General features: G+C 71.4%; 3 protein-coding genes and 1 pseudogene. All 4 read left to right on the top strand.

What is annotated here, in order from left to right; translation table 11 throughout:
• Positions 1-545, top strand: a 545-nt coding sequence (locus EIO58_RS15690) for a RibD family protein (protein WP_164861772.1), incomplete at its 5' end; no start/stop codon positions are given.
• Entirely contained in the window at positions 545-1,297 is a 753-nt protein-coding gene (locus tag EIO58_RS15685) for a riboflavin synthase (protein WP_127820290.1), read from the top strand. The genes EIO58_RS15690 and EIO58_RS15685, both read left to right, overlap by 1 nt.
• Positions 1,294-2,568 carry a GTP cyclohydrolase II gene (gene ribA / locus EIO58_RS15680; RefSeq protein WP_127820289.1) on the top strand — a complete coding sequence of 425 codons (1,275 nt, stop codon included), beginning with the start codon at positions 1,294-1,296 and terminating at the stop codon, positions 2,566-2,568. The genes EIO58_RS15685 and ribA overlap by 4 nt, the downstream gene beginning before the upstream one ends.
• A pseudogene (locus tag EIO58_RS19380) lies at positions 2,565-2,729 on the top strand (6,7-dimethyl-8-ribityllumazine synthase); the annotation flags it as partial. The gene ribA and the pseudogene EIO58_RS19380, both read left to right, overlap by 4 nt.

The following is a 2,729-nucleotide window of genomic DNA, read 5'->3' as shown; positions in this document are numbered from 1 at the left end:
CGCGCGCCGACGTGCACCGCCGTCGCGCCCACTCCGACGCGATCGTCGTGGGCACCGGCACGGTGCTCGCCGACGACCCTGCCCTCACGGCTCGCGCTCCGGACGGCTCGCTGCTCGCTCAGCAGCCGGTGCCCGTGGTGCTGGGCACCCGCGAGGTGCCAGGCGGCGCCGCTGTGCACCGCCATCCCCGCCCGATCCTGCAGTATGCCGGCGACGACCTGCGCGCGGTGCTGGAAGATCTCGGCATCCGCGGCGTGCAGCGCGTCTTCGTCGAAGGCGGACCGACCGTCGCGGCGTCGTTCGTGCGCGAGGGGCTCGCCGACGAACTGCTCGTCTACGTGGCGCCGATGCTGCTCGGCGGCGACATGCTCGCGCTGCGCGACATCGGCGTGCCGACGATCGCACAGGCGCGACGGCTCGCGGTGGCGAGCGTCGAGACCCTCGGGGACGATCTGCTCATCGTCGCCACGCCCGTGCGAGAGACTGCGAGCGCCGGCAGCCCGCGGTCCTCCGCGGCGCACGGACGGCAAGAAGGAGAAGGCTGATGTTCACCGGAATCGTGGAAGAGATCGGCGAGATCACCGCCGTCGAGCCCTCGGGCGACGGCGTGCGCGTGACCGTGCGAGGACCGAAGGCGGTGGCGGATGCCGCGCACGGCGACTCCATCTCGGTGAGCGGCGTGTGCCTCACGGTCGTCGACCAGGGCGACGACTCATTCACGGCCGATGTGATGAAGCAGACCCTCGACATGTCCACGCTGGCCGGCGTCGCCCCCGGTCGCCCCGTCAACCTCGAGCGGGCCACGGTGGCGCACGGGCGCCTCGGTGGGCACATCGTGCAGGGCCACATCGACGGGACCGGCGAGGTGCTCGACGTGCGCCCCGGTCAGCAGTGGCGCGTGCTGCGCATCTCGCTGCCTGCCCATCTCGCCCCTCTCGTGGTCGACAAGGGATCGATCGCCGTCGACGGCGTCTCGCTCACCGTGAGCGCTGCGAGCGCCGCCCCTTCGAACACGGTTGCTGAGCCCGTGTCCCCGGTTGCTGAGCGTGTCGAAGCATGGTTCGAGGTGTCGCTCATCCCCGAGACCCTCGCCGCCACCACCCTCGGCGAACGGGTACCCGGCGACCGCGTGAACCTCGAGACCGACATCCTCGCCCGCCACGTGCAGCGATTGCTTTCCTTCGCGGCTCCGGCCGTACCCGCGCTCCGCGAGGGAACGCTCGCCCCCTCGGCCGCGGCGGCGGCCCCTGGACTCCCCGCGGCTGCGGCCGCTCCGACGGAAGGACGCTCGGAATGAGCCTTGCCACGATCCCCGAGGCCATCGAGGCGCTGCGCGCCGGTCGGCCCGTCATCGTCGCCGACGATGAGAACCGCGAGAACGAGGGGGATGTCGTGCTCTCGGCGCAGCTGGCCACACCCGAGTGGGTCGCGTGGACAGTCCGCTGGACGAGCGGGTTCCTGTGCGCGCCGATGCCCGCCGAGTGGGCGGACCGCCTCGACCTGCCGCCGATGGTCGAGAACAACGAAGACGCCCGCGGTACCGCTTACACCGTGAGCGTCGACGCCGCCGACCGGATCTCGACCGGCATCAGCGCTGTCGACCGCTCGCACACGCTCAATGTCCTCGCCGATCCCACCTCGACGCCCGCCTCGGTCATCCGCCCCGGCCACATCCTGCCGCTGCGCGCCGTGGACGGCGGCGTGCGCGAGCGGGCCGGCCACACCGAGGCCGCGGTCGAGCTCATGCGGCTCGCCGACCTCGCGCCCGTCGGCGTCATCGGCGAGGTCGTCGCGGAGGACGGCAGCATGATGCGGCTCCCGGGACTCGAGGAGCTCGGTGCCCAGTACGACCTCGCAGTCATCACGATCGAGCAGCTCATCGCCTATCTCGACGAGCACGAGCCGCGCGACCCCGCTGCGCGGCCTGTCCACAGGCGGCGCGTGAGCCTGCGCGCCGAAGCGCGGGTGCCGACGTCGCACGGCGAGTTCCGGTTCCTCGCGTACAAGGATCGCGTGACCGGCACCGACCACATCGCGGTGGTGTCGGGCGAGCTCGACGGCGCACCGCTCGTGCGCGTGCACTCCGAGTGCTTGACCGGCGAGGCGTTCGGCTCGCTCAAGTGCGAATGCGGTCCGCAACTGGATGCGGCGCTCGACGCGATCGAACAGGACGGCGGCGTCGTCATCTACATGCGCGGTCACGAAGGGCGGGGCATCGGGCTGATCAATAAGCTTCGTGCGTACTCGCTGCAGGAGCGCGGGCTCGACACCGTCGACGCCAACCTCGCGCTCGGCCTTCCCGCCGACGCCCGTGACTATGCGGCGGCCGCCGGCATCCTCGCCGATCTCGGCATCGAAAGGGTGCGCTTGCTGACGAACAACTCCGACAAGGCCAATCAGCTCCGCGACCTGGGCCTCGACATCGTCGAGCAGGTTCCGCTGCTGGTGGGCGTGGGGCCGAACAACCACCAGTACCTGACGACGAAGCGCGATCGCATGGGGCACCTCATCGCCGAGGAAGATCTCGCCGACGCGCTCGCCCATCTCCACGAAGGAGCCGAGCGTTGAGCGGCAAGGGAGCACCCCAGGTCACCGGACCGGTCGACGGCCGCGGCCTCGACATCGTCGTGATCGCGGGCGAATGGCACGAGCAGATCACCGACGGGCTCATCGCGGGAGCGCAGCGCGCGCTCGACGCGGCGGGCGCGACGTGGCGGCTCGTCCGCGTG

Source organism: Microbacterium sp. CPCC 204701 (genome assembly GCF_004010105.1).
Taxonomy (GTDB): domain Bacteria; phylum Actinomycetota; class Actinomycetes; order Actinomycetales; family Microbacteriaceae; genus Microbacterium.
Note: the sequence above shows the minus strand (reverse complement) of the source record. Positions and strands in the feature narration are given on the sequence as shown.